Raw genomic sequence first — 25,441 nt, 5'->3', positions numbered from 1 at the left:
GAACCACCCGCTCAACTCAAGGAGTCACGGAACCCATGGACGCTGTCACCCAGGTCCCCACGCCCGTCAACGAGCCGGTGCACGGCTACGCCCCCGGCTCTGCGGAGCGCACCCGTCTGGAGGCCAAGCTCAAGGAGCTGGCCGACAACCCGATCGACCTGCCCTGCACCATCGGCGGCGAGCGGCGGATGGGCGGCGGCGAGCGCTTCGACGTCGTGCAGCCGCACAACCACAAGGCCCGCCTCGGCACCTACGCCAACGCCACCCGGCAGGACGCCCAGGACGCCGTCGACGCGGCCCTCGCCGCCGCCCCGGCCTGGCGCGCCCTGTCCTTCGACGACCGCGCGGCGATCATCCTGCGCGCCGCCGAGCTGCTGGCCGGCCCCTGGCGCGAGACGCTGGCCGCCTCCACCATGCTCGGCCAGTCCAAGACCGCCCAGCAGGCCGAGATCGACACCCCCTGCGAGCTGGTCGACTTCTGGCGCTTCAACGTGCACTACGCCCGCCAGATCCTCGCCGAGCAGCCCCCGGCCAACTCCCCGGGCGTGTGGAACCGCCTCGACCACCGCCCGCTGGAGGGCTTCGTCTACGCGATCACGCCGTTCAACTTCACGGCCATCGCGGGCAACCTGCCCACCGCCCCGGCCCTGATGGGCAACGTCGTGGTGTGGAAGCCGTCCCCGACGCAGACCCACGCCGCCGTGCTGCTCCTGCAGCTTCTGGAGGAGGCGGGGCTGCCCAAGGGCGTCATCAACCTCGTCACCGGCGACGGCATCGAGGTCTCCGAGGTCGCACTGACCCACCGCGACCTCGCCGGCATCCACTTCACCGGCTCGACCAGGACCTTCCAGTACCTGTGGAAGACGGTCGGCGCCAACATCGAGAACTACCGCGCCTACCCGCGCCTGGTCGGCGAGACCGGCGGCAAGGACTTCGTCGTCGCCCACCCGAGCGCCGACCGCGCCGTCCTGAAGACCGCCCTGACCCGTGGCGCCTTCGAGTACCAGGGCCAGAAGTGCTCGGCGACCTCCCGGGCGTACGTCCCGGCGTCGATCTGGAACTCCGGCTTCAAGGAGGAGTTCGCCGCCGAGGTCGACGGCATCGCCATGGGTGACGTCACCGACCTGTCGAACTTCATCGGCGCCGTCATCGACGAGCGCTCCTTCGCCAAGAACAAGGCCGCGATCGACCGCGCCCAGGAGGACCCGTCCTGCACGGTCGTCGCGGGCGGCTCCTACGACGACTCGGTCGGCTGGTTCGTCCGCCCGACCGTCATCGAGTGCACCGACCCGGAGAACGAGGTCTTCACCACCGAGTACTTCGGCCCGGTCCTCGCCGTGCACGTCTACGAGGACGACCGGTACGACGAGATGCTGACCCAGATGGAGTCGGTGTCCGACTACGCCCTCACCGGCTCGGTCATCGCGAACGACCGCGCGGCGGCGGCGCACACCATGGACCGGCTCCGGTACGCGGCCGGCAACTTCTACATCAACGACAAGTCGACCGGCGCCGTCGTCGGCCAGCAGCCCTTCGGCGGCGGCCGCGCCTCCGGCACCAACGACAAGGCCGGCGCCCCGCAGAACCTGACGCGCTGGACCCTGACCCGCGCCATCAAGGAGACGCTGGTCCCGCCGACCGACTACGGCTACCCGCACATGGGCTGACGAGCGGGCGGACACGACACGCGAGGGGCCGGGCGGACAGCCCGGCCCCTCGCGCGTGCCGGAGACGGGTGTCGGACCCCGCCCCGGCCGGGCCTAGCCGGGCATCTCCGTCCGCTCCCACCACTCGTACACCGGCAGCCTGCCCTGGGGCGTGTCGGCCTGGCGGTCGGTGGGACGGAAGTGTTCGTAGCCGTTCCGGAGCTCGATCTTCACGTCCTCTCCGGGGGTCGTGATCGGGACGATCCGGTCGGGCAGATCGGCCGGCCCGCCCTCGAGAAGTGCCTGGGGCTCGTCGCTCATGACCACAACCGTTCCCCGGCCGGAACGCGATGTCGCACGCCGTGCGGAGGATCAGTCGGGTGGACGACCGGTCCCGCGGCGAGCGGCGCACCGGATCCGGGAAACCGCAGGTGGGGACCGTGTGACGCACGGCACTGTCTCAGATAGTAGGAAGTCCGAGTAATTGTGGAGACAGCCGCGTGCTCCTCGCTTAACTTTGTAGGAGCCGAACGTCTCGCTCGATCCAGCGAATGGCGGTCGTGAGCCCGGCCCCGGCAGGCCACCCCTGCGGCCACGCTCCCCGCCCATCCGGCGTCTCGTACCCCCTTCCGTACTCCCTGCTGTGTCGAAGGAGTCGATCGCCCATGGCCGAGACGACCGTCCGCCGCCGAGTCCGCCGTGCCCCCCGTACGAGCGAGTCCGACCGCAAGAACGCCGCCGCCGCGCTCCAGCGCGCCCTCGACCGCCGCGACAACGGCGGCGAGACCGGCCACCTGTAGGCCGCCCCGGACCGGGAGCCGCACCCGAACGGAGTGCGGCGCGGGCCCCGAGCGGGACTTCGGGCTCCGCGCCGCACTCCGGAACCGCACTTCCGGCACGGTGCCGACACACCCCGGCTGTCCGTATGGCGGACGGTCCATGTCATTCCATGGGACGAGGGGTAGGGTGCCGGGCATGTCTCGCAGCATCAATCTCGCAGTGATCCCGGGTGACGGCATCGGCCAGGAAGTCGTGGCCGAAGGTCTCAAAGTCCTCTCCGCCGTCCTCCCGCAGGATGTGAAGCTGGAGACCAAGGAGTACGACTTCGGCGCCCAGCGCTACCACGCCACCGGTGAGACCCTCACCGACGCCGACCTCGACGCCCTGAAGAAGCACGACGTCATCCTGCTCGGCGCGATCGGCGACCCGAGCGTCCCCTCCGGCGTCCTGGAGCGCGGCTTCCTGCTGAAGCTCCGCTTCGCCTTCGACCATCACGTCAACCTGCGGCCGTCCAAGCTGCTGCCGGGTGTCGCCACCCCGCTGGCCGGCGAGCCGCAGATCGACTTCGTCGTCGTCCGTGAGGGCACCGAGGGCCCGTACACCGGCAACGGCGGCACCATCCGCAAGGGCACCGAGCACGAGGTCGCCACCGAGGTCTCCGTCAACACCGCCTTCGGTGTCGAGCGCGTGGTCCGTGACGCCTTCGCCCGCGCCCAGGCCCGCCCGCGCAAGAAGCTCACGCTGGTCCACAAGAACAACGTGCTGGCCTTCGCCGGCCACCTGTGGACGAACATCTTCAACAAGGTGGCCGAGGAGTTCCCCGAGGTCACCACCGAGTACATCCACGTCGACGCGGCGACCATCTTCCTGGTCACCCAGCCCGAGCGCTTCGACGTGATCGTCACCGACAACCTCTTCGGCGACATCATCACCGACCTCGCCGCGGCCGTCTCCGGCGGCATCGGCGTCGCGGCGAGCGGGAACATCAACCCGTCCGGCGCGTTCCCGTCGATGTTCGAGCCGGTCCACGGCTCGGCCCCGGACATCGCCGGCCAGGGCAAGGCCGACCCCACCGCCACGGTCCTGTCCGTCGCCCTGCTCCTGCGCCACCTCGGCTACGACGCCGAGGCGGCCCGCATCGAGGACGCGGTCTCCGCGGACCTCGCCGAGCGCACCGGCAAGCCCGCCCGCTCCACCTCGGAGATCGGCGACGCCCTCTCCGTACGAGTAGCCGGCTGACCCGCCGCGCACTCGATCTCCCGCAGATCACTTCAAGCCGCCGGGTCGCTTCCGCACCCGGCGGTTTCTCGTATGCCGTCGCCGGGTGCCACCATCGATCCTGGGCCGCATTCACTCCGTTTTCTTCCAGCGCAACCGCCGCGAGATAATCGAACGCGGAGCTGCGGTACGAGGGAATGCTCGGACGTCCTAGCACCGGCCACCGGCCGTGCGGGGGTGAGCGCGGCCCGTCACTACAACCGGTGAAGGACAACCACCCATGACGACGCCCACGATCGAGCTCAAGCCGTCCGCCGGCCCGCTCTCCGACGCCGAGCGCGAGGCCATCCTGGCCAACCCCGGCTTCGGCCGCTACTTCACCGACCACATGGTGACGATCAAGTGGACCGAGGGCCGCGGCTGGCACGACGGCCAGCTCGTTCCGTACGCGCCGATCCCGCTCGACCCGGCGACCAACGTCCTGCACTACGCCCAGGAGATCTTCGAGGGCCTGAAGGCCTACCGGCGCCCCGACGGTTCCGTCGCCACCTTCCGCCCGGACCAGAACGCCAAGCGCTTCCAGCGTTCCGCGCGCCGCCTCGCCATGCCCGAGCTGCCGGTGGAGACGTTCATCGAGGCGTGCCACGTCCTGGTCGAGCAGGACAAGGCGTGGGTGCCGGCCCACGGTGGCGAGGAGTCCCTCTACCTGCGCCCCTTCATGATCGCCACCGAGGTCGGTCTGGGTGTGAAGCCCGCGAACGAGTACCTCTTCCTGGTGATCGCCTCGCCGGCCGGCGCCTACTTCGCCGGTGGGGTGAAGCCGGTCTCCATCTGGGTCTCCGAGGACCGCGTCCGCGCCGTCCCCGGCGGCATGGGCGACGCCAAGACCGGCGGCAACTACGCGGCGTCCCTGCTCGCCCAGGCCGAGGCCGCCGCCCAGGGCTGCGACCAGGTCTGCTACCTCGATGCGGTCGAGCACCGGTGGGTCGAGGAGCTCGGCGGCATGAACCTGTACTTCGTGTACGGCAACAAGATCGTCACGCCCACCCTCACCGGTTCCATCCTGGAGGGCGTCACCCGCGACTCCCTCCTGACCGTCGCCCGCGACCTCGGCTACGAGGCCGAGGAGGGCCGCGTCTCCGTCGAGCAGTGGCAGCGCGACTCCGAGAACGGCACCCTCACCGAGGTCTTCGCCTGCGGCACCGCCGCCGTCATCACCCCCGTCGGTACGGTGAAGCGCGCCGGCGCCGAGTGGAAGCAGTCGGACGGCGAGCCCGGCGAGGTCACGCTGCGGCTGCGCCAGGCCCTGCTGGACATCCAGCGCGGCACGGCCGAGGACCGGCACGGGTGGATGCAGCAGCTGGGCTGAGCCCCGCCGCCCCCACCGTCACCCAGGGCCGCCCCGGACGCCACGCGTCCGCGGCGGCCCTGCCGCGTTCCCGGCCACCACCATCGGTTTGAGTGATGCCCAATGTGAGGAAGTCCATGCTGGCCGGTGCGGGCTTCAGGCATCTGCCCCTTGCATTTAGAGTGGTGCTCTAAAGTGTGGGAAGGCAAGGAGGTCCCCGTCGTGAGACTGACCCCCACGGAACGTGACCGGCTGCTGCTCTTCGGCGCCGCCGAGCTGGCCCGCGCGCGCCGCGCCCGCGGGCTGCGGCTCAACGTGCCCGAGGCGACCGCGCTCATCGCGGACACCGTCTGCGAGGCCGCCCGCGACGGCGCCCGGCTCGCCGAGGCGATCGAGCGCGCCCGGTCGGTCCTCGGCCCGGACGACGTGCTGCCGGGCGTCGCCGACGTCGTCACCGAGGTGCACGTCGAGGCCGTCTTCGACGACGGCTCACGGCTCGCGGTGGTCTCCGACCCCCTCGGCGGCGGGCTCGGCCCCCAAGCCCCCGGCGCGCTGCTGCCGGGCCCCGGGCACACCGAGCCCGAGGCGGTCGTACGGCTCACCGTCACCAACACCGCCGGCGTGCCCGTCTCGGTCACCTCCCACTTCCACTTCTTCGAGGCCAACCCGCGCCTGGACTTCGTCCGCGAGCGCGCCTACGGGATGCGGCTCGCGGTCCCCGCCGGCTCCTCGGTGCGGTTCGGGCCGGGGGAGACGCACGAGGTCGGACTGGTGCCGATCGGCGGTGACCGGATTGCGGTCGGCTTCGCCGGACTGGTCGACGGGCCGCTGGACGCGCCCGGCGCGAAGGAAGAGGCCCTGCGCCGGGCCGCCGCCTGCGGCTATCTCGGCGTACCGGGAACGACGGACGAGGAGGACGGACGATGAGCCGCCCCGGAGGACACCCCGCCGAGCACCGCAGCCTCACCCCGTACGAGTACGCCGCCACGCACGGCCCGCGCGCGGGCGACCGCGTCCGCCTCGGTGACTCGGGGCTGGTGATCCGCGTCGAGTCCGACTCCCAGCACCCCGGCGACGAGTTCCTGGCCGGCTTCGGCAAGACCGCCCGCGACGGACTGCACCTCAAGGCCGCCGCCGTGCGCGACACCTGTGACGTCGTGATCAGCAACGTCGTCGTGATCGACGCCGTGCAGGGCATCCGCAAGGTGTCCATCGGGATCCGCGAGGGCCGGATCCACGCGATCGGGCGGGCCGGCAACCCCGACACCCTCGACGGCGTCGACGTCGTCGTCGGCACGGGCACCTCGATCGTCTCCGGCGAAGGGCTGATCGCCACCGCCGGTGCCGTCGACACGCACGTCCACCTGCTGTCGCCGCGGATCATGGAGGCCTCGCTGGCCTCGGGCGTGACCACGGTCATCGGGCAGGAGTTCGGACCGGTGTGGGGGGTCGGGGTCAACTCGCCGTGGGCGCTGCGGCACGCGTTCAACGCCTTCGACGCCTGGCCGGTCAACATCGGCTTCCTGGGCCGGGGTTCGTCCTCCTACGAGGCACCCCTGGTCGAGGCGCTCGCCGAGGGCGGCGCGTCCGGCTTCAAGGTGCACGAGGACATGGGCGCCCACACCCGGGCGCTGGACACGGCCCTGCGTGTCGCCGAGGAGCACGACGTCCAGGTCGCCCTGCACAGCGACGGGCTGAACGAGTGCCTGTCCGTCGAGGACACCCTGCGCGTGCTGGAGGGCCGTACCATCCACGCCTTCCACATCGAGGGCTGCGGCGGCGGCCACGTGCCGAACGTCCTGAAGATGGCCGGCGTCCCGAACGTCATCGGCTCCTCCACCAACCCCACCCTCCCCTTCGGCCGGGACGCCGTCGCCGAGCACTACGGCATGATCGTCTCCGTCCACGACCTCAAGCCCGACCTGCCCGGCGACGCCGCCATGGCCCGCGACCGCATCCGCGCCTCGACCATGGGCGCCGAGGACGTCCTGCACGACCTGGGCGCCATCGGCATCACCTCCTCCGACGCGCAGGGCATGGGCCGCGCCGGCGAGACGGTCCGCCGCACGTTCGCGATGGCCGGCAAGATGAAGGCCGAGCTCGGCGCGCCCGAGGAGCACGACAACGAGCGCGTCCTGCGGTACATGGCCAAGCTGACCATCAACCCCGCCCTCGCCCACGGCCTCGCGCACGAGGTCGGCTCGATCGAGGCCGGCAAGCTCGCCGACATCGTGCTGTGGCGCCCGGAGTACTTCGGCGCCAAGCCGCAGCTCGTCCTGAAGGCCGGCTTCCCGGCGTACGGCGTGGTCGGCGACCCGAACGCGGCGACGGACACCTGTGAACCCCTGGTCCTCGGGCCGCAGTTCGGGGCGTACGGCGCCACCCCCGCCGACCTCTCGGTCGCCTTCGTCGCACGCGCCGCCCTCGACCAGGGCCACGACTCGATGCCCACCCGCCGCCGCAGGGTCGCCGTCCGCGGCACCCGCGGCATCGGCCCGGCCGACCTGCGCCTGAACTCCCGCACCGGAGCCGTCGACGTCGACCAGCGCACCGGCCTGGTCACCCTCGACGGCGAGCCGCTGCGCTCCCGGCCGGCCGAGTCCGTCTCCCTCAACCGCCTCTACTTCCTCTGAGGACCCGTCATGTCTGCTGCCGCCGACGGCTTCCGCATGCCCGCCGAGTGGGCCCCGCACGAGCGCACCTGGATGGCGTGGCCGTCCCCCAACCCCACCTTCGACGACCCCGCGGAACTCGCCGCCGCGCGGAGCGCCTGGGCGTCCGTCGCCCGGGCGGTCCGACGCTTCGAGCCGGTCACGGTGGTGTGCGGCCCCGGGCAGTCGTCCGAGGCGCGGACCCTGCTGGGACCCGGCGTCGACACCGTCGAGCGGGACCTCGACGACGCCTGGATGCGCGACATCGGCCCCACGTTCCTGACGAACGGCCGGGAACTCGCCGCCGTCGACTGGACGTTCAACGGCTGGGGCGCCCAGCACTGGGCCCGCTGGGACCACGACGCGAAGATCGCCGCGTCCGTCGCGGACCTCGCCGGCGCCCGGACGTACGCCTCGAAGCTGGTCAACGAGGGCGGCGCGATCCACGTGGACGGCGAGGGAACCGTCCTGCTGACGGAGACGGTCCAGCTCGGCCCCGAGCGCAACCCGGACTGGTCCCGCGAGCGGGTCGAGGCCGAGATCCATGCCCACCTCGGCACCCGCAAGGCCATCTGGCTGCCGCGCGGCCTCACCGGCGACTACCCTCCCCACGGCTACGGCACCCTCGGCCACGTCGACATCGTCGCCGCCTTCGCCCGCCCCGGCGTGGTCGTCGCCCACCACCAGCCGGACCCGGCCCACCCCGACCACGAGGTGACGAAGGAGGTCATCGGCCTGCTGCGGTCCGGCACGGACGCCCGGGGCCGCCGTCTGGAGGTCGTCGAGGTACCCGCCCCGACCGTCCTGGAGGCCGACGGCCACTGGGCCGACTACTCCTACATCAACCACTACCTCTGCAACGGCGGGGTCGTGCTGTGCGGCTTCGACGACCCGCGCGACGAGATCGCGGCCGGCATCTTCCGGCGGCTGTTCCCCGAGCGCACGGTGACGCTGGTGGACGCCCGTACGATCTTCTCGGGCGGCGGTGGCATCCACTGCATCACCCAGCAGCAGCCGAAGATCTAGGAGCCGCAGATGGCCGGTGGGCGCAGGCAGGCGCCGCCGCGCGAGGACGTCCTCGCCGCCGCCATGGAGATGATCGCCGAACGCGGGCTGGAGAAGCTCACCATGGCGGCGCTCGGCCGCGAGGTCGGCATGAGCAGCGGCCATCTCCTCTACTACTTCCGCTCCAAGGACGAACTCCTGCTGCGGACCCTGGAGTGGAGCGAGGGCCGGCTGGGCGCCGAGCGGAGCCGGCTGCTGGCCCGCGGGGGACCGGCCCGTGAACGCCTCGACGCCTACGTCGACCTGTACGTCCCCGACGGCCATCGCGACCCGCACTGGACCCTGTGGCTGGAGGTCTGGAACCGCTCGCAGAACGCCGACGACGACGCCCGGGACCGGCAGGCCGCCATCGAGGGAGCCTGGCACCGCGACCTGGTGGCGCTGATCGCCGAGGGGGTGTCGCGCGGGGAGTTCCGCCCCGTGGACCCCGACCGCTGCGCCGCCCGGCTGCGCGCCCTCCTCGACGGCTTCTCCATCCATGTGGCGATCGGCCTGCGCGGCACGGACCGGGACCAGGTCCTCGGCCATGTACGGGAGTTCGTGGAGCGGACGCTCCTCGCGGACGCCTGAGCCGGTGCCGTGCTGTGCCGGGCCGTGCCGGGCCGTGCCGGGCCGTGCCGTGACACCGCACCGCCCGCATCCTGAGACACCCCGTGGCCGCGGGGGCGGCTTGTGCCAGACTGCCCCCGTGCTCTCGTTCGCCATGATTATTGGCAGCAGGCGCGCCGGTCCGCAGTGACCGCCACGTACGACCAGGTACGGGCGGCCACCGTCGTCCTCGACCCGCGCGCAGACCTCTCGCACCCGCGAGAGGTTTTTCGTTTTCCTGGCCCACCTTCAGCCGGGAGCGAGAGCGTGAGGGACCATGGGGGGATGGTGGAGCCGGTCATTCCGGTAAGACCGAAGATCCACAACAGGAGCCTTGAGACCATGACCGAGACGGCAACCAGCGAACTCGACGACTCGTTCCACGTCTTCGACACGACCCTGCGGGACGGCGCCCAGCGTGAGGGCATCAACCTCACCGTCTCCGACAAGCTCGCGATCGCACGGCACCTGGACGACTTCGGCGTCGGCTTCATCGAGGGCGGCTGGCCGGGCGCCAACCCGCGCGACACCGAGTTCTTCGCCCGTGCGCGCGAGGAGATCGACTTCCGGCACGCCCAGCTCGTCGCCTTCGGGGCCACCCGCCGGGCCGGGGCCAAGGCCGCCGAGGACCCGCAGGTCAAGGCGCTGCTGGACTCGGGCGCCGAGGTCATCACGCTGGTGGCGAAGTCCCACGACCGGCACGTCGAGCTCGCCCTGCGGACCACGCTCGACGAGAACCTGGAGATGGTCCGCGACACCGTCTCCTTCCTCCGCGCGCAGGGCCGCCGCGTCTTCGTCGACTGCGAGCACTTCTTCGACGGCTACCGCGCGAACCCGGAGTACGCCAAGTCGGTCGTCCGGGCCGCCTCGGAGGCCGGCGCCGACGTGGTCATCCTCTGCGACACCAACGGCGGTATGCTCCCGGCGCAGATCCAGGCCGTCGTCTCGACCGTCCTCGCGGACACCGGCGCCCGCCTCGGCATCCACACCCAGGACGACACCGGCTGCGCGGTGGCGAACACGCTGGCCGCCGTGGACGCGGGCGCGACCCACGTCCAGTGCACCGCGAACGGCTACGGCGAACGGGTCGGCAACGCCAACCTGTTCCCGGTCGTGGCGGCCCTGGAACTGAAGTACGGCAAGAAGGTCCTCCCCGAGGGCAAGCTGCGCGAGACGACCCGTATCTCGCACGCCATCGCCGAGGTCGTGAACCTCACCCCCTCGACGCACCAGCCCTACGTGGGCGTCTCGGCCTTCGCGCACAAGGCGGGCCTGCACGCCTCCGCGATCAAGGTCGACCCGGACCTGTACCAGCACATCGACCCGGAGCGGGTCGGCAACACCATGCGGATGCTCGTGTCCGACATGGCCGGCCGCGCCTCGGTCGAGCTCAAGGGCAAGGAACTCGGCATCGACCTCGGCGGCGACCGCGAGCTGGTCGGCCGGGTCGTGGAGCGCGTCAAGGAGCGCGAGCTCAAGGGCTACACGTACGAAGCGGCCGACGCCAGCTTCGAGCTGCTGCTGCGCACCGAGGTCGAGGGCAGGCCCCTGAAGTACTTCACCGTCGAGTCCTGGCGCGCGATCGTCGAGGACCGCCCCGACGGCACCCACGCCAACGAGGCCACCGTCAAGCTCTGGGCCAAGGGCGAGCGCATCGTCGCCACCGCCGAGGGCAACGGCCCGGTCAACGCCCTCGACCGCGCCCTGCGCGTGGCCCTGGAGAAGATCTACCCCCAGCTCGCCAAGCTCGACCTGGTGGACTACAAGGTCCGCATCCTGGAGGGCGTCCACGGCACCCAGTCCACCACCCGCGTCCTCATCGCCACGACGGACGGCGCGGGCGAGTGGTCCACGGTGGGCGTCGCCGAGAACGTGATCGCAGCCTCGTGGCAGGCCCTGGAGGACGCCTACACGTACGGCCTCCTGAGGGCCGGTGTGACCCCGGCCGAATAGCCCGTCCGGGGGTGCCCCCTCTGGCGGAGTCCGAGGACGAGCCCCCTCGTCCCAGCCCGTCTGGGGGTGCCCCCTCTGGGGGAGTTTGAGGACGAGGCCGTCCCCCCAGCCCGTCCGGCGGTTGAGGACGAGGCCGCCCCCCCAGCCCGTCCGGCGTTTGAGGACGAGGCCCGTTCAGGGCCGAACGGGGGGCCGGGGGCAGAGCCCCCGGGGACGGGACGGGAAGGGGCGGCGGGGGCGAGCAACCCACGCCGCCCCCGCCCCGCACATGACGCCACGTCAGACACTCCCGAGCCCCGCCCCCGCCTTCACAAGCCGAACGGACGAGGCACCCCATCCGGCCGTCCACCCCCTGTGCACCAGTCCCGACGTGAACTCTTGACGCCGCCAGGAGCCGTCAGTTAACTCACGGCCTGATCTAAGCCATGAGTGATTCAGTGGACATACGAGTGCCGAGGGAAGGTCCATGCGAAGAACCGCCCTGCTCGCCTCCGCCACCCTGCTCGCAGCCCTGCTCCCGTGGGCGTCCGCCACGGCCGCCGACGACCCCGCTCCCGTCTCCGTCGACCGCTTCGAGGGCGAGGTGCCCTTCGGGGGCCAGCCCGCCGACGGCATCTTCACCTGGGGCGGTGACGCCGACGACCCGCCCGCGCTCCGGCTGGCCGACCGCGCCGACGCCCCCGAGGGCGCCAAGGTCCTCACCGGAACCTACGACATCAGCGGCTACGGGGGTTTCACCCACGACTTCGCCGCGGACGAACCCGCCCACGACTGGTCGGCCCACCGCGGCATCCGCTTCTGGTGGGATGGCCGCGGCAACGGCGCGAAGATCGTCTTCGAGCTGAAGGACGGCGGCGCCCACGGCGAGGCCTCCGAACTGTGGACGACCTCCTTCACCGACGACTTCAGCGGCTGGAAACAGATCGAGCTGCCGTTCTCCGACTTCACCTACCGCACGGACTACCAGCCCGTCGGCGGCATCGACCAGGTCCTCGGCCTCACCGGGATGTGGGGGTACGCCGTCACCCTGCCCGTCGGCGCCCCGGGCGACTTCGCCATGGACGCCGTCGAGCTGTACGGGAAGGCCGACCAGTCCCTGCGCGCCTCGGTCACCACCGACGCCGCCGTCTACCCGGTGACGGAGGGCGGCACGGCGAAGGTGAAGGTCACCGTCGCCACCACCGGTGCGGTGCCCGTCGACGAGCCGGTGACGGTGACGTACGAGACCGGCGGCGGCAGCGCCGGCTCCGGCAGCGACTACACGCCGGTCAGCGGCACCCTCACCTTCCCCGCGGGCACGGCCTCCGGCGCCTCCCGGACCATCGAGGTGCCGACGCTGAAGGACCGGACGGGCGAGACCGCCGAGACGATCCCCCTGCGGCTGACCGTCACCGGGGCCAAGGCGCCGGCCGAGAACCCGAGCGTGGTCGTGGACGCGCACGGACTGCCGTACCTGGACGAGCGGCTGCCCGTCGCACGACGGGTCGCCGACCTGCTCTCCCGGATGACCCTGGCGGAGAAGGCCGGGCAGATGACCCAGGCCGAACGCGGCGCGCTCACCGCCGCCGGTGACATCGCCGCCTACGACCTCGGCTCACTGCTGTCCGGCGGCGGCTCCACACCGACGCCCAACACCCCCGAGGCCTGGGCGAAGATGGTCGACGTCTTCCAGCTGCGGGCGCAGGCCACCCGCCTCCAGATCCCGCTGATCTACGGCGTGGACGCGGTGCACGGCCACAACAACCTCGTCGGCGCGACGGTCCTGCCGCACAACATCGGCCTCGGCGCGACCCGCGATGCGGACCTCGTCCGGCGCACCGGCCAGGTGACCGCCGCCGAGACCCGGGCCACCGGCATCCCGTGGACGTTCGCCCCCTGCCTGTGCGTCGCCCGTGACGAACGCTGGGGCCGTACCTACGAGTCCTTCGGCGAGGACCCGGCGCTCGTGGAGTCGCTGGAGACGGTCATCCAGGGACTCCAGGGCCGCGCCGACGGCAGTGACCTGGACCGCTCCGACAAGGTCCTGGCCACGGCCAAGCACTTCGTCGGCGACGGCGGCACCGCCTACGGCTCCTCCACCACCGGCACCTACACCCTCGACCAGGGCGTCACCGAGGTCACCCGGCAGGAACTGGAGGCCGTCCACCTGGCGCCCTACCAGGACGCCGTGGACCGGGGAGTCGGCACCGTCATGCCGTCGTTCTCCTCGCTCGACATCATCGGCGACGACCAGGGGCCGGTGAAGATGCACGCCCGCGCCGACATGATCAACGGCGTGCTCAAGGACCGGATGGGCTTCGACGGCTTCGTGATCAGCGACTGGCAGGCCATCGACCAGATCCCCGGCGACTACGCCTTGGACGTGCGGACGTCCGTCAACGCGGGCCTCGACATGATCATGGTCCCGTACGCCTACACGACCTTCCACGCCACGCTCGTCGACGAGGTCGAGGCCGGCCGGATCAGCGAGCGGCGGATCGACGACGCCGTCTCCCGCATCCTCACCCAGAAGTTCCGGCTCGGCCTGTTCGAGCAGCCGTACGCCGACACCAGCGGCATCGCGGAGATCGGTTCCGCCGCGCACCGGGCCGTGGCCCGCGAGGCGGTCGCCGAGTCCCAGGTGCTGCTGAAGAACGCGGGCGGCGTGCTGCCCCTGAAGAAGTCCCAGAAGGTGTACGTCGCCGGCTCCAACGCCGACGACATCGGCAACCAGACCGGCGGCTGGACCATCACCTGGCAGGGCTCCTCCGGTGACATCACCCCCGGCACGACCGTCCTGGAGGCCATGCGGGCGGCAGACCCCGACCTGACGTACAGCAAGGACGCCTCCGCGCCGACCGCCGGCCACGACGTCGGTGTGGTCGTCGTCGGCGAGACCCCGTACGCCGAGGGCGCCGGCGACGTCGGCAACGGCCACGACCTGGAACTGTCCGCCGCCGACCGGGCCGCCGTCGACACCGTCTGCGCGGCGATGAAGTGCGTGGTGCTGATCGTCTCCGGACGGCCCCAGCTGGTCGGCGACCGGCTGGACGCCGTCGACGCCCTGGTCGCCTCCTGGCTGCCGGGCACGGAGGGCGACGGCGTGGCCGACGTGCTCTACGGCAGGCGGCCCTTCACCGGGCAGCTCCCCGTCACCTGGCCGCGCTCCGAGGCGCAGCTGCCGATCAACGTCGGCGACACGGCGTACGACCCGCAGTTCCCCTACGGGTGGGGCCTGACCACGCTGACCGAGGTGCCGAAGGGCGGCGAGGGCACCCTGCGGGCGCTCGCCGTCGCGGCCCGGGCGGCCGAGCGGACCGGTGCCGACAGCGCGGGCCGGGCGCTGGTCACCAAGGCGCGGCTGATCGTCCAGCAGCGGGCCGGCCGGATGACGGCGGCCGTCGCGAGCCCCTTCGCCGACGCCGACCATCTGCTGCTGACGGGACGGTACGGAGAGGCGGTGGCGAAGCTGACCGAGGCCTATCGGGAAGCACAGAAAGCCCAATAGCGCCCATATGCTCTAATTGCTGGCAATTCGGGTAGCGTCGAAGTATGAAGGTCGCACCATCGGCCCGAGCCTTCGCCGGCCTCCTGGCCGCGCTGGCGCTCGCCACGCTGACGCTGCTGTCGGCGGGCGCCCCGCGCGCGGTCGCGGACAGCAGCGTCACGACGATCGCCGAGGCCCTCCGCGAGAGCCCCGTGTACGTCGACCCGGAGGCGTCCGCCCTGCTGTCGCAGGCGGACGCCGACGCGCTGCGCAAGACGATCGAGAGCGCCGACAAGCCCGTGTTCATCGCTGTCCTGCCCGCGGACCAGCCGACCGAGAACCTCTTCACGGACCTGCGCACCGCCACCGGCGTGACCGGCCTGTACGCCGTCCGTCTCGGCGACCGCTTCGAGGCCCGCGCCGACTCCGCCGTGCTGCCGAACGCGGCGGTCCGCAACCTGGTCGCCAGTGTGCGGGGCGAGAGCGACACCGCCACCCAGCTCGACGCGTTCACCGACCGGGCCCTGGCCAACATGGGCGGCTCGGCCCCCGCGAGCTGGAGCCCCGACGGCGGCGGGATCTCCTCCACCGCGCTGATCACCACCGGCGCGGTCCTGGTGGTGGGCGGCGCCGGCGCGTACACCCTCGTCCGCCGCAACCGCCGGCGGCACACGGAGGAGCAGCGGGCCGCCCTCGAACGGCTCCGGGTCGTCGTCGACGAGGACATCACCGCGTTCGGCGAGGAACTGGACCGCCTGGACTTCCACCCGGCCGAACCGGGCGCCGACGACGCCATGCGCACCGACTACGAGCACGCCCTCGACGCCTACGACCGGGCCAAGTCGTCCATGGCCGCCGCGACCAGACCGGAGGACGTGCGCGCGGTCACCCAGGCCCTGGACGACGGCCGCTTCTCCCTGGTCCGGCTCGCCGCCCGCAGGACGGGCGGGGAGCTGCCCGAGCGCCGGCCGCCCTGCTTCTTCGACCCGCGCCACGGACCCTCCGTGGCCGACGCCACCTGGACGCCGGCCGGTGGCGCGCCGCGCGAGGTACCGGTCTGCGCCGCGGACCGGACCCGCCTCGCCGACGGCCTCGACCCGGCGGTCCGCGAGGTCGACACCGACTACGGCCGCCGCCCGTACTGGGAGGCGGGCCCGGCCTACGGCCCCTGGGCGGGCGGCTACTTCGGCGGCGGCATCCTGCCCGGCCTGCTCGTCGGCACCCTGCTCGGCAGCATGATGGCCACCCCGTCCTACGCCGCCGACTACGGCGGCGGCTACGGCGACTTCGGCGGTGGCTACGACGGCGGTGACGTCTCCGGCGCGGACTTCGACACCGGGGACTTCGGAGGCTTCGGCGGGTTCGGGGGCGGCGGGGGCGGCGACTTCGGCGGTGGCGGGGACTTCGGGGGAGGCTTCTGACCCGGTCCCCGCGGGAGACCGGCACGGGCCCGGCGCGGGGCGCGCCGGGCCCGCGGACGCCGAAGGGGCCGTGGCGTACGGGACCCGGAGCCCTTTATCCCTTGGCCAGCTCCAGCAGCCTCTCGAAGTCGATGGCCCCCGGATCCCCGTGCGTGTTCTCCGGTACGTGCATGTGCCCGCACACGCCCTTGAAGGCGTTCCAGCGCGCCTTGCTCATCCGCTGCCCGCCGCCGTTGCCGTAGGACTTCGGGTACGCGGGCCACAGGGCCGGGCCGCGCAGGGGGACGTCGTGCTCGGTGTGCATCCAGGTGAGGAAGCGGGCGACGCCGAGCAGGGCCCAGTCCGGGGCCTTGGGCCAGTAGACGTGGGCCCGGTCGCCGGTGCGCCACTTGGTGTGCGTCTCGGGGTCGCAGGTGCCGGCCAGTTCGACCTGGCAGACGTTCAGGGTGTTGGTCTCGACGCCGCCGGGCTTGTTGAGCAGGGCGCGCGAGGAGATGTCGATGTCGAAGTGCTGGTACCACTTCAGCTTCTTGGCCGCGAGGTCGGGCACCGCCGTCAGGTTCGGCGCGGAGGCGCCGCCTCCGTAGCCGGGGAGCGAGGTGCCCTCCGTGGTGTGCAGGACGACGACGTTGACCTCCATGCGGTCGCCTTCGAAGTCGTCCTGGTACCAGTGGTCGCGGTCGGCGCCCGGGTATTTCTGCGGTCCTGTCCTGGTGCTCATGCTGCCTCCTTGCTCGAGCGTCTTCCCTGCCGTCTCAGGGGGACACCCTGAGCAACGAGAGACGGCGGCGAGCGTGGTGGCGCGGGGAAGGGGCGCGGGAAGCACGGTCAGGACACGCCGAGCGCCCGCCCTCCCGAGGCCGACGGGGCCTGGGGGAGTGGAGGGCGGGCGCGCTCGGAGGGGGCGGCGTCGGTGCGCCGCCGGTGACGTGTCACGCGGTGCGGACGGCCGAGATGTCGAAGTTCAGCTTGATCTTGTCGGAGACCAGTACGCCGCCCGTCTCCAGCGCTGCGTTCCAGGTCAGGCCCCACTCGGAGCGCAGGATCTCGGCGCGGCCCTCGAAGCCGACGCGCTCGTTGCCGAACGGGTCCTTCGCGGATCCGTTGAACTCCAGGTCGATGGTGAGCGGCCGGGTGACGCCGAGGATGGTCAGGTCGCCCGTGATGCGGTAGTCGTCGCCGCCGAGGGCCTGCGCCGCGGTGGAGCGGAAGGTCATCGCCGGGAACTCGTCGGTCCTGAAGAAGTCGGCGCTCTTCAGGTGCCCGTCGCGGTCGGCGGACCCGGTGTCGATGCTGTCCATCGTGACGTCGAGCGTGGCGGTCGACCGTGACGGGTCGGTGCCGTCCAGGTGCAGCGTGCCGGTGAAGTCGTTGAACGTGCCCTTGACGTTGGTGACCATCGCGTGCCGGGCGACGAAACCGAGCGTCGAGTGCGCCGGGTCGATCGTGTACTCACCGGTGAGCGCGGCGAGCTCCGGGTTCACGGTGGCGACGGTGCCGGCCGTGGCGGACGTGGTGGCGGGGGAGGTCTCGGAGTTCCTGCGGCCGAAGATGCCCATGACGTGCTCCTTGAGGGTCGGATCGATGACGGGACGCGATTCTGTTGAAGGTTCAACGACTTCAACGAGGTCGACTCTAGAGGCATTCAGTTCAACTTTCAACCTCATGCGCAGAGTGATCCGGGGAACACGGAAGGTCGTCCACTCGAACCCGGCCGCGCAGGCTAAGCTCGTCGCGTCACCCGCCTGGAGGGATCGCCACCCGGGGAATGTGCGGCAGGTCTCGCCGACCGTATTTGTGCGGTTTCCACAACCCTGACGCCCCCTGAGCAGTCGGAAAGCCTGCATGCCCCCTTGGATCTGTTCAGGAGCACCAGGAAAACGCGTCGGACACTGTACGGAGTCGACGTCTCGCATTCCTTGGTGGGCTTCGTAAGGTCGCTACATGACCGTTTTGGAAGAGACGACGGGTGAGCCGACCACGGAGCCCACGGACGCGCGCGGGCGCGTCGCCGAGCTGCACGAGATCCGTGCGCAGGCGCTGGCCGGGCCGAGCGAGAAGGCGACCCTGGCGCAGCACGCCAAGGGCAAGCTGACCGCCCGTGAGCGCATCGAGCTGCTCCTGGACCCGGGGTCCTTCCAGGAGGTCGAGCAGTTGCGCCGGCACCGGGCGACCGGGTTCGGTCTGGAGGCGAAGAAGCCGTACACCGACGGTGTGATCACCGGCTGGGGCACGGTGGAGGGCCGTACGGTCTTCGTCTACGCCCATGACTTCCGTATCTTCGGCGGCGCGCTGGGCGAGGCCCATGCCACGAAGATCCACAAGATCATGGACATGGCCATCGCGGCCGGTGCTCCGCTGGTGTCGCTCAACGACGGCGCCGGCGCCCGGATCCAGGAGGGCGTCTCCGCGCTCGCCGGGTACGGCGGCATCTTCCAGCGCAACACCAGGGCCTCCGGTGTCATCCCGCAGATCTCGGTGATGCTCGGCCCGTGCGCGGGCGGCGCGGCCTACAGCCCCGCCCTGACCGACTTCGTCTTCATGGTCCGCGAGACCTCGCAGATGTTCATCACCGGTCCCGACGTGGTCAAGGCCGTCACCGGTGAGGAGATCACCCAGAACGGCCTGGGCGGCGCGGACGTGCACGCGGAGACCTCCGGGGTGTGCCACTTCGCGTACGACGACGAGGAGACCTGCATCGCGGAGGTCCGCTACCTGCTGTCGCTGCTGCCGCAGAACAACCGGGAGAACCCCCCGCGCGTGGAGTCGGGCGACCCGGTCGACCGCCGCGGCGAGGTGCTGCTGGACCTGGTCCCGGCGGACGGCAACCGGCCGTACGACATGGCCAAGGTGATCGAGGAGATCGTCGACGACGGCGAGTACCTGGAGGTCCACGAGCGCTGGGCGCGCAACATCATCTGCGCGCTGGCCCGGCTGGACGGCCAGGTGGTGGGCATCGTCGCCAACCAGCCGCAGGCGCTGGCCGGAGTGCTGGACATCGAGGCGTCGGAGAAGGCCGCCCGCTTCGTGCAGATGTGCGACGCCTTCAACATCCCGATCCTCACCCTGCTGGACGTCCCCGGCTTCCTGCCGGGCGTCGACCAGGAGCACGGCGGCATCATCCGGCACGGCGCGAAGCTCCTCTACGCCTACTGCAACGCGACCGTGCCCCGGATCTCGCTGATCCTGCGCAAGGCGTACGGAGGTGCCTACATCGTCATGGACAGCCAGTCCATCGGTGCGGACCTCACCTACGCCTGGCCGACGAACGAGATCGCCGTGATGGGCGCCGAGGGTGCCGCCAACGTCATCTTCCGGCGTCAGATCGCCGGGGCCGAGGACCCCGAGGCCATGCGGGCCCGCATGGTCAAGGAGTACAAGTCCGAGCTGATGCACCCCTACTACGCGGCCGAACGCGGCCTGGTCGACGACGTCATCGACCCCGCCGAGACCCGCGAGATCCTCATCAGGTCCCTGGCGATGCTCCAGTCGAAACACGCCGACCTGCCCTCCCGCAAGCACGGCAACCCCCCGCAGTAACCCAGCGGACTTTCCGCGACACCCTCGTGGAAACCTCTCTCACGGAGACTGACAGCCATGAACGCCCCTGACATCCGCGTCGAGAAGGGCCACGCCGAGCCCGAGGAAGTCGCCGCCATCACGGCGATCCTCCTGGCCCGCGCCGCCGCCCGCACCCCCGAGCCCGCCCCGGCCCACCGCGGCCGCCCGAGGGCCGGCTGGCGCCGTCTGGAACGCGAGGGCGGCTTCCGCGCCCCGCACAGCTGGCGCTGACCACCCCACGCCGAACGCACGAAGGCCCCGACGCCCCCGGGCGGCCGGGGCCGTCGCGCGTCCCGTCCCCGGGCGGCCGGGGGGCTTTGCGCGTCCCGTCTCCGGGCGGCCGGGGGCCTTCGCGCGTCCCGCTCCCGCGCGGGCCTTGGGGGTTCGCGCGTCCCGTCCCCGGGTGGCCGGGGGCCTTCGCCCGTCCAGAGGGTGCAGGTACGCCGTCTGCCCTGCCCGCACGCGAGGAGCGGGCGGGGTGGACGGACCGCGCCCTGCGACCGCCGCCGGCCCGCGCCGCGTCCCCACGACCCCGCACACCACGACAGGGCGCCCTCTCCCGACGGAGAGGGCGCCCTGTTCGTGCCGTGCCGCGCGCCGGCGCTACCGCAGCCGCGCCATCAGCGCGTGTTCGACCAGCGTGATCAGCGCGCTCTTGGCGTCCGCGCGGTGGCGGGCGTCGGTGGTGATGATCGGGGTGTCGGGCCCGATCTGGAGGGCCTCGCGGACCTCGTCCGGCTGGTACGGCTGGCTGCCGTCGAAGCCGTTGAGGGCGATCACGAAGGGAAGACCCGAGTTCTCGAAGTAGTCGACCGCGGGGAAGCAGTCGGCGAGCCGGCGGGTGTCCACCAGGACGATCGCGCCGATGGCGCCGCGCACCAGGTCGTCCCACATGAACCAGAAGCGGTCCTGACCGGGCGTACCGAAGAGGTACAGGATCAGGTCCTGGTCCAGGGTGATGCGGCCGAAGTCCATGGCGACCGTGGTGGTCGTCTTGTCCCCGGTGTGGGTGAGGTCGTCGATGCCCGCCGAAGCGGAAGTCATCACGGCCTCAGTGCGCAGCGGGTTGATCTCCGAGACAGCGCCGACGAACGTGGTCTTGCCCACGCCGAAGCCGCCCGCCACCACGATCTTCGCGGAGGTGGTGGAGCGGGAAGGACCGCCGCTAGAGCTTGCGAAGTCCACTGAGCACCCTTTCGAGCAGTGTCACGTCTGGCTGGCCGCCGGCGCTCTCGTCGCCGCCGGGCTGATGGATGGCGACCAGTCCCGCCTCCGCCAAGTCGGCGACGAGGATCCTGGCCACGCCGAGGGGGATGGTCAGGAGCGCCGAGATCTCGGCGACCGACTTGATCTCTCGGCAGAGGTTGCAGATCCGCTGATGCTCGGGCAGCTGGCCCTGCATCTGGTGCGGCTGCGCGGTGGTGTGCACCAGCGCCTCGATGGCGAGCTGGTACCGCGGGCGGGTCCGGCCGCCGGTCATGGCGTACGGACGCACCAAGGGGTTGCCGGCCGCCCCGGCGGGCGCCGGCTCGGGGGTGCGGCGCTGCGGCTGCACGGGCTGGATGCGCGGTGTGTGCGGCTGGTCGTACGGCGACGGTCCGGGACCCTGCGGGCCCTGGGGCGCGTACGGCTGACGCTGCTGGCTGGGGGCGGAGGGGAAGTTGTAACGGTTCGCGTTCTGGGAACCGTCGCCCTGGCCCTGGACAGGGCCGTACGACCAGTTGCCCGCATGCTCACCGTTTGGGGGTGTTACCACTTTTCTCCTCCTCCGACTGTGCCTGGCACCCATCACGTGGAAGCCGCGTCCCGAAACCCTACGGCCTCGGGACGCCAGAACGCACCGTCCGTCTGTCAGTTGAGCAGGCTCCCTTGGAGCTCCGCACGAAGATCGGGCGTCAGGACCGTGCCGGCCCGGTCCACCAGAAGGGCCATCTCGTACCCAATGAGGCCGATGTCCGCCTCGGGGTGTGCGAGGACTGCGAGCGAAGAACCGTCAGAGATGGACATGATGAAGAGGAATCCCCGCTCCATCTCCACAACCGTCTGGTTCACGCTGCCCCCCTCGAAGATCCGGGAGGCGCCTGCCGTCAGTGACGTCAGACCGGAGGCGACGGCCGCGAGCTGGTCGGCGCGGTCGCGGGGGAAGCCTTCGGACATCGCCAGAAGGAGTCCGTCGGCGGAGACCACCACCGTGTGGGACACCCCCGGGGTGTTGTCCACGAAGTTGGTGATCAACCAGTTCAGGTTCTGTGCCGCCTGGCTCATCGGGCTCACACTAACGCTCCTGGTCGTAGGTGCTGTCAGGACCGAAGCCCTGGCCGTTCGTTTCACTGCCTGCGTTGCGTCCGCGCTGGACGCCTCGACGCAGGTTGCTCAGCCTGCCTCGGACGTCCTCCGGGGCGCGGGAGACCTGCGGGCCTCCCTGGGGGGTGCTCTCGGCGGCGCCCTCGACCAGATTGGCCTTGGGCACCCGCCGCGGAAGGCCGGAGGAGGTGACCCCGCCCGCCTTCGGCTTGCGGAGCTGCGAGGCCTGCTGCCAGCGCTCGTCGTTCGCCGAACGCCAGTCGCCGTCGCCGCCGTTGTCCGCAGCGGGGGCCGGCGCCTCGCGGTTCACGGGCTGCGCGGCGCCGTTCGAACCGCTCGCCGCGGCGGAGCCGCGGCGGGGCAGTCCGGCGTCGGTCAGCGCGTGGGCGGCGGAAGGGGCCGGTCCCGGACGGTCGAAGCCTACGCGGTTCTGCTCGTTCGCGTCAGCGGCCTGCGCCGATTCCGCTTGCGGAGCGTACTGGTCCGGGAAGCCGTTCTGGTAACCGGTCTGCTGCGGCCAGTCGTCCTGGTAGGACTGCTCCCCGTACGGGGGGAAGCCCCCCGGCGCGGACGCCTGGGGCGGCGTGCGGTCCTCCTGGGACGGTTCCGCATACGCGGGGTCCGGGTAGCCGCCGTTCGACGGGAAGGCACCGTTCGGTGCGGCGGTGCCGTTCGACGCGAGGTACGGGTCCTCGTACGCCGGACGCTGCTGCTCCTCGTACGCCGTCTGCTGGTCGTACGACCCCGTCGGCTGCTCGGTGTACCCGGTCGCGCCGGCCGTACCGTCGCCGTAGGCGTTCTGCGCACCGGCGAAGCCGCTCTGGGAACCGTCGTACGCCTGCTGTTGCTGTTGTTGCTGCTGTTGCTGCTGTTGCTGCTGTTGCTGCTGTTGCTGCTGGGCGCGGTCGAAGCCCTCGCCGTACGCGGACGGCTCGGGGGAGTCCTGCTGCCGGCCAGGGGCCTGGGACTCCAGGGCCGCCCGGCGTTCCTCGCGCATCCGGGTGCGGCCCACCGGGTCCAGGTCGCGGATGTCGTCGGGGACCTCGACGTAGCGGCTGTCGTCGAAGCCGAGTTCGGCCGCCGTGCGCGCTTGCGGCTGGTTGAAGTTCTCACCCTGGAACTGCTGCTCGGGGATGATCTGCGAGACGGTGAACTCGTCGCGGCCGGCGGGGTGTTCGCCGCCACCGCCGTGCGTGATCGCGTCCGGCAGCATGACCAGCGAGGTGGTGCCGGCCTGCTCGCCCGAGGGGCGCAGCTGGACCCGGATGCCGTGCCGGTCGGACAGCCGGCCGACCACGAAGAGACCCATGCGCTGCGAGATCGCGGCGTCCACGGTCGGGGGGTTGGCCAGCTTGTGGTTGATGTCCGCGAAGTCCTCGGCCGTCAGACCGATGCCCTTGTCGTGGATCTCGATCATGATGCGGCCGTCGGGCAGACGGGTCGCGGTGACGCGGACCTTGGTCTGCGGCGAGGAGAACGTGGTGGCGTTCTCCAGCAGCTCGGCCAGCAGGTGCACGAGGTCGGTCACGGCACGGCCGTGGATCTCGGCCTCCGGAACACCCGAGAGCTCGATGCGCTCGTACTGCTCCACCTCGGAGGAGGCGGCGCGCAACACGTCCACCAGCGGCACCGGCTGGTCCCAGCGGCGGCCGGGCTCCTCGCCGGCGAGGACGAGGAGGTTCTCGCCGTTGCGGCGCATACGGGTCGCGAGGTGGTCCAGACGGAAGAGGTTCTCCAGCTGGTCCGGGTCGGCCTCGTTGTTCTCCAGGTCGGTGATGAGGGTCAACTGGCCCTCGATCAGCGACTGGTTGCGGCGCGAGAGGTTGGTGAAGATCGCGTTGATGTTGCCCCGCAGCAGGGCCTGCTCGGCGGCGAGCCGGACGGCCTCGCGGTGGACCTGGTCGAAGGCGCGGGCGACCTCGCCGATCTCGTCGGTGGTGCTGATCGGGATCGGGGTGACCCGGGTGTCGACGCGGCCGGGGTCGGTGCGCGAGAGCTGGTCGACCAGCATCGGCAGCCGCTGCTCGGCGATACCGAAGGCGGCGTTGCGCAGCTGGCGCATCGAGCGGCTCATCTGGCGGGCCACGCTGGCGGCCAGGATGAAGGCGAGGAGCAGGGCGATCACGACCGCGGCACCGGTGACGAGCGCGTCGGTCCGGGCGTCGGCGGCGATGTCCGAGGCCTCGGTCACCGCCTTGTCGGCCATGTCCGACTCGATCGCGAGGTACGCGTCGTACTTCAGCGTGGTGACCGCCCACCAGTTCTCCGCCGTGACGCCGTCCTCGGCGAGCGCGGCCCGCTCGGACTCGTCGGTGCTCTGCAGCGACGCCAGCGCGGAGACCATGTCGGTGGGGTCGGAGGGCGGCGGGACGTAGTCCGGGTCCTTCTGCTTGGCCGCGGCCGCCTGTGACGCCGCGTCCGTCTTGATCTTCGCCTCGGCGTCCTCCAGCTTCTGCGCGTCGGCCTCGGTGCCACCGCCGGTGTACTCCTCGACGGCGATGCCCTCGAGGTAGGCGTACGAGGACAGGGCGACGCGCTGCTTGGCCAGGTCGGCGTTCTTGGGGCCGGGGCTGACCAGCAGGTGCATGCCGATCGAGCGCTCGAGGGAGAGGGCGGCCTTGGTCAGCGAGATCGCGTAGACGGTACGGCCGTAGGAGGTGATGTTTCCGGTGCCCAGGCCGAGTTCGTTGGAGAACTCCATCAGGGGGTGCGCGACCGCGGTGTACCCCTCCTCGGTCTGCACACCGGTGAGCTGCGAGGTGTAGGCGGCCGCGCGCAGCGCCGTCAGCTTGGTCTCGGCGGTGCGGAACAGTTGCAGACGGCGCTGGAGGCCGGACTTCTGCGGCATGTTCTGGGCGGCCGCGTCGAAGGCGTCGGCGGCGGCGTCGGTCGCCTTGCGGGCGTCGGTGACGGCCGAGTCGTCCTTCTCACCGGTGAGGAGGGGAACGGCGGTGGTGTCGCGCTCCTTGTAGAGGGCGTCGGCGTAGGTGAGGGAGGCCTGGACCAGGCGCGCGGTGTTCTCCGCGTCCTCGGCCTCCTGCCAGGTGTCGATCGAGCTCTTCACCTGGAAGCCGCCCATGACCAGGCCGACCAGCACGGGTATCAGCAGGATCGCGTTGAGCCGGGTGCGCACCCGCCAGTTGCGGGGAGACAGACGGCCGGCGCTCTCGGCGGGCGCGGCCGGCGACTCGGGGCCCGGCACAGGGGTGGTCGCCGCTCCGCGCGGCGGCGGGGTGAAGTTGCCCCGCGCCGCCGGCTCGGGACTTTTCTTGCTTCGCCTCACTCGACCAACAACCTCTCGGCGGTCGGCACCTACGTCGTGCCGCAGTGTCTCAGAGCCCGGTCAGCCATCGACCATGAGTACGTCATTGACTATTGGGCAGTTCAGGCATTCCAGCATGACGACCTGCGCTCCTCAAAACAGTGGGGAGCATGGATTC

General features: G+C 71.4%; 20 protein-coding genes. 13 read left to right on the top strand and 7 right to left on the bottom strand.

Annotated elements, in window-relative coordinates; translation table 11 throughout:
- Positions 1-35: 35 nt before the first annotated feature.
- Entirely contained in the window at positions 36-1,667 is a 1,632-nt protein-coding gene (pruA, locus tag ACIP67_RS15050; RefSeq protein ID WP_401691918.1) for an L-glutamate gamma-semialdehyde dehydrogenase, read from the top strand.
- Positions 1,668-1,760: 93 nt separating this feature from the next.
- Here the strand turns inward: pruA and ACIP67_RS15045 are convergent, their stop codons facing one another.
- Positions 1,761-1,967, bottom strand: a complete 207-nt coding sequence (locus tag ACIP67_RS15045; protein WP_401691916.1) for a DUF5988 family protein — start codon at positions 1,965-1,967, stop codon at positions 1,761-1,763.
- 344 nt (positions 1,968-2,311) lie between these two features.
- On the opposite strand from ACIP67_RS15045, the gene ACIP67_RS15040 reads away from it, so the two are divergent.
- The 10 genes from ACIP67_RS15040 to ACIP67_RS14995 all read left to right on the top strand — a co-directional run bounded on the left by ACIP67_RS15040 (position 2,312) and on the right by ACIP67_RS14995 (position 16,136).
- Positions 2,312-2,446 (top strand): hypothetical protein, encoded by a 135-nt coding sequence (locus tag ACIP67_RS15040; RefSeq protein ID WP_389520372.1) that lies wholly within the window; start codon positions 2,312-2,314, stop codon positions 2,444-2,446.
- 175 nt (positions 2,447-2,621) lie between these two features.
- Entirely contained in the window at positions 2,622-3,665 is a 1,044-nt protein-coding gene (locus ACIP67_RS15035) for a 3-isopropylmalate dehydrogenase (protein ID WP_389520370.1), read from the top strand.
- Between the two features lie 259 nt (positions 3,666-3,924).
- Entirely contained in the window at positions 3,925-5,013 is a 1,089-nt protein-coding gene (locus ACIP67_RS15030; RefSeq protein ID WP_401691913.1) for a branched-chain amino acid aminotransferase, read from the top strand.
- A 201-nt stretch (positions 5,014-5,214) separates the two neighbouring features.
- Positions 5,215-5,919 (top strand): urease subunit gamma, encoded by a 705-nt coding sequence (gene ureA / locus ACIP67_RS15025; RefSeq protein WP_401691910.1) that lies wholly within the window; start codon positions 5,215-5,217, stop codon positions 5,917-5,919.
- Entirely contained in the window at positions 5,916-7,625 is a 1,710-nt protein-coding gene (locus ACIP67_RS15020) for an urease subunit alpha (protein WP_401691908.1), read from the top strand. Before ureA ends, ACIP67_RS15020 begins: the two co-directional genes overlap by 4 nt.
- A 9-nt stretch (positions 7,626-7,634) precedes the next feature.
- Positions 7,635-8,669, top strand: a complete 1,035-nt coding sequence (locus ACIP67_RS15015; RefSeq protein WP_401691906.1) for an agmatine/peptidylarginine deiminase — start codon at positions 7,635-7,637, stop codon at positions 8,667-8,669.
- Positions 8,670-8,678: 9 nt separating this feature from the next.
- Positions 8,679-9,278 (top strand): TetR/AcrR family transcriptional regulator, encoded by a 600-nt coding sequence (locus ACIP67_RS15010; protein WP_401691904.1) that lies wholly within the window; start codon positions 8,679-8,681, stop codon positions 9,276-9,278.
- Positions 9,279-9,638: 360 nt separating this feature from the next.
- Complete coding sequence (gene cimA / locus ACIP67_RS15005; RefSeq protein WP_401691902.1) at positions 9,639-11,249, top strand: citramalate synthase; 1,611 nt, start codon at positions 9,639-9,641, stop codon at positions 11,247-11,249.
- A 466-nt stretch (positions 11,250-11,715) separates the two neighbouring features.
- Entirely contained in the window at positions 11,716-14,736 is a 3,021-nt protein-coding gene (locus ACIP67_RS15000) for a glycoside hydrolase family 3 N-terminal domain-containing protein (protein WP_401691900.1), read from the top strand.
- Positions 14,737-14,780: 44 nt separating this feature from the next.
- On the top strand, positions 14,781-16,136 hold the full coding sequence (locus ACIP67_RS14995; protein WP_401691899.1) for a hypothetical protein: 1,356 nt from the start codon (positions 14,781-14,783) through the stop codon (positions 16,134-16,136).
- Between the two features lie 94 nt (positions 16,137-16,230).
- Here ACIP67_RS14995 and ACIP67_RS14990 read toward each other — a convergent pair whose 3' ends face one another.
- Both ACIP67_RS14990 and ACIP67_RS14985 read right to left on the bottom strand, forming a co-directional pair.
- A complete protein-coding gene (locus tag ACIP67_RS14990; protein WP_389520355.1) occupies positions 16,231-16,857 on the bottom strand; it encodes a hypothetical protein in 627 nt (208 codons plus the stop codon).
- Between the two features lie 211 nt (positions 16,858-17,068).
- Positions 17,069-17,695: a YceI family protein gene (locus ACIP67_RS14985; protein ID WP_401691897.1), complete on the bottom strand. Its 627-nt coding sequence runs from the start codon at positions 17,693-17,695 to the stop codon at positions 17,069-17,071.
- 385 nt (positions 17,696-18,080) lie between these two features.
- On the opposite strand from ACIP67_RS14985, the gene ACIP67_RS14980 reads away from it, so the two are divergent.
- Together ACIP67_RS14980 and ACIP67_RS14975 are read left to right on the top strand one after the other, a co-directional pair.
- Complete coding sequence (locus tag ACIP67_RS14980; protein ID WP_401691895.1) at positions 18,081-19,676, top strand: acyl-CoA carboxylase subunit beta; 1,596 nt, start codon at positions 18,081-18,083, stop codon at positions 19,674-19,676.
- Between the two features lie 57 nt (positions 19,677-19,733).
- The gene (locus tag ACIP67_RS14975; protein ID WP_389520349.1) at positions 19,734-19,928 is read left to right on the top strand and encodes an acyl-CoA carboxylase subunit epsilon; all 195 of its coding nucleotides are present in this window, start codon (positions 19,734-19,736) and stop codon (positions 19,926-19,928) included.
- Positions 19,929-20,300: 372 nt separating this feature from the next.
- Here the strand turns inward: ACIP67_RS14975 and ACIP67_RS14970 are convergent, their stop codons facing one another.
- The 4 genes from ACIP67_RS14970 to ACIP67_RS14955 form a co-directional block, all read right to left on the bottom strand.
- Positions 20,301-20,882, bottom strand: coding sequence for an ATP/GTP-binding protein (locus tag ACIP67_RS14970; protein ID WP_073491198.1), 582 nt, complete (start codon positions 20,880-20,882; stop codon positions 20,301-20,303).
- Positions 20,863-21,453: a DUF742 domain-containing protein gene (locus tag ACIP67_RS14965; RefSeq protein ID WP_401691892.1), complete on the bottom strand. Its 591-nt coding sequence runs from the start codon at positions 21,451-21,453 to the stop codon at positions 20,863-20,865. The genes ACIP67_RS14970 and ACIP67_RS14965 overlap by 20 nt, the downstream gene beginning before the upstream one ends.
- A gap of 95 nt (positions 21,454-21,548) precedes the next feature.
- Positions 21,549-21,962 carry a roadblock/LC7 domain-containing protein gene (locus tag ACIP67_RS14960; protein WP_004983065.1) on the bottom strand — a complete coding sequence of 138 codons (414 nt, stop codon included), beginning with the start codon at positions 21,960-21,962 and terminating at the stop codon, positions 21,549-21,551.
- A gap of 10 nt (positions 21,963-21,972) precedes the next feature.
- Positions 21,973-25,284: a nitrate- and nitrite sensing domain-containing protein gene (locus ACIP67_RS14955; protein ID WP_401691889.1), complete on the bottom strand. Its 3,312-nt coding sequence runs from the start codon at positions 25,282-25,284 to the stop codon at positions 21,973-21,975.
- Positions 25,285-25,441: the final 157 nt, after the last annotated feature.

Origin of the sequence: Streptomyces sp. NPDC088812, from assembly GCF_044750285.1 — a bacterium.
Taxonomy (GTDB): domain Bacteria; phylum Actinomycetota; class Actinomycetes; order Streptomycetales; family Streptomycetaceae; genus Streptomyces.
Note: the sequence above shows the minus strand (reverse complement) of the source record. Positions and strands in the feature narration are given on the sequence as shown.

Coding starts and splice junctions, on each gene's coding strand:
- ACIP67_RS15020 (WP_401691908.1), top strand. CDS start 5,916: ATGAGCCGCCCCGGAGGACACCCCGCCGAGCACCGCAGCCTCACCCCG.
- ACIP67_RS14975 (WP_389520349.1), top strand. CDS start 19,734: ATGAACGCCCCTGACATCCGCGTCGAGAAGGGCCACGCCGAGCCCGAG.
- ACIP67_RS15035 (WP_389520370.1), top strand. CDS start 2,622: ATGTCTCGCAGCATCAATCTCGCAGTGATCCCGGGTGACGGCATCGGC.
- ACIP67_RS14960 (WP_004983065.1), bottom strand. CDS start 21,962: ATGAGCCAGGCGGCACAGAACCTGAACTGGTTGATCACCAACTTCGTG.
- ACIP67_RS15015 (WP_401691906.1), top strand. CDS start 7,635: ATGTCTGCTGCCGCCGACGGCTTCCGCATGCCCGCCGAGTGGGCCCCG.
- ACIP67_RS14985 (WP_401691897.1), bottom strand. CDS start 17,695: ATGGGCATCTTCGGCCGCAGGAACTCCGAGACCTCCCCCGCCACCACG.
- ACIP67_RS15040 (WP_389520372.1), top strand. CDS start 2,312: ATGGCCGAGACGACCGTCCGCCGCCGAGTCCGCCGTGCCCCCCGTACG.
- ACIP67_RS15000 (WP_401691900.1), top strand. CDS start 11,716: ATGCGAAGAACCGCCCTGCTCGCCTCCGCCACCCTGCTCGCAGCCCTG.
- ACIP67_RS15030 (WP_401691913.1), top strand. CDS start 3,925: ATGACGACGCCCACGATCGAGCTCAAGCCGTCCGCCGGCCCGCTCTCC.
- ACIP67_RS14995 (WP_401691899.1), top strand. CDS start 14,781: ATGAAGGTCGCACCATCGGCCCGAGCCTTCGCCGGCCTCCTGGCCGCG.
- cimA (WP_401691902.1), top strand. CDS start 9,639: ATGACCGAGACGGCAACCAGCGAACTCGACGACTCGTTCCACGTCTTC.
- ACIP67_RS14980 (WP_401691895.1), top strand. CDS start 18,081: ATGACCGTTTTGGAAGAGACGACGGGTGAGCCGACCACGGAGCCCACG.
- ACIP67_RS15010 (WP_401691904.1), top strand. CDS start 8,679: ATGGCCGGTGGGCGCAGGCAGGCGCCGCCGCGCGAGGACGTCCTCGCC.
- ACIP67_RS15045 (WP_401691916.1), bottom strand. CDS start 1,967: ATGAGCGACGAGCCCCAGGCACTTCTCGAGGGCGGGCCGGCCGATCTG.
- pruA (WP_401691918.1), top strand. CDS start 36: ATGGACGCTGTCACCCAGGTCCCCACGCCCGTCAACGAGCCGGTGCAC.
- ACIP67_RS14990 (WP_389520355.1), bottom strand. CDS start 16,857: ATGAGCACCAGGACAGGACCGCAGAAATACCCGGGCGCCGACCGCGAC.